The 602-nt window shown below is 48.5% G+C and carries 2 tRNA genes and 1 rRNA gene; all 3 read right to left on the minus strand.

Annotated features, from left to right (window positions below):
* Nucleotides 1-177 precede the first annotated feature (177 nt).
* Nucleotides 178-253 (minus strand) — tRNA-Ala (locus EAE89_RS23170).
* A gap of 129 nt (nucleotides 254-382) precedes the next feature.
* A tRNA-Ile gene (locus EAE89_RS23175) sits at nucleotides 383-459 on the minus strand.
* Between the two features lie 67 nt (nucleotides 460-526).
* Nucleotides 527-602: ribosomal RNA gene (locus EAE89_RS23180) — 16S ribosomal RNA — on the minus strand; the annotation flags it as partial.

Raw genomic sequence — 602 nt, forward strand, 5'->3', positions numbered from 1 at the left:
GCTTATTCGCTTAACCTCACAACCCAAAGACGTCTTGGGTCGCAGAGTGTTGAGAGACTCTTCAATAATACCTCTCGATATTACTGACAGTTTTCAATTTTCAGCTTGTTCCAGATTGTTAAAGAGCAAAATAATTCACAGCATACTGTCACCAATATACTCTGAAATAGTGTTATATGGTGGAGCTAAGCGGGATCGAACCGCTGACCTCCTGCGTGCAAGGCAGGCGCTCTCCCAGCTGAGCTATAGCCCCATACAGAAATAAACCGTCATCGCAGTTTATACAAACCTTTTCACCGCCGTCAGTTTCAACGCGGAGCACGCAGCGTGCACCAGCACATGCGTCATGCAGCGTCCGAAAATGCCACGGAGGAAAAGCGTTTGGTAGGCCTGAGTGGACTTGAACCACCGACCTCACCCTTATCAGGGGTGCGCTCTAACCACCTGAGCTACAAGCCTGTCGCAATAACGTATTCTCTTCTTTCATCAGACAATCTGTGTGAACACTCACTCAACGCATCTCAGGTAAGGAGGTGATCCAACCGCAGGTTCCCCTACGGTTACCTTGTTACGACTTCACCCCAGTCATGAATCACAAAGTG

Source organism: Photorhabdus heterorhabditis (genome assembly GCF_018448905.1).
Lineage (GTDB): Bacteria > Pseudomonadota > Gammaproteobacteria > Enterobacterales > Enterobacteriaceae > Photorhabdus > Photorhabdus heterorhabditis.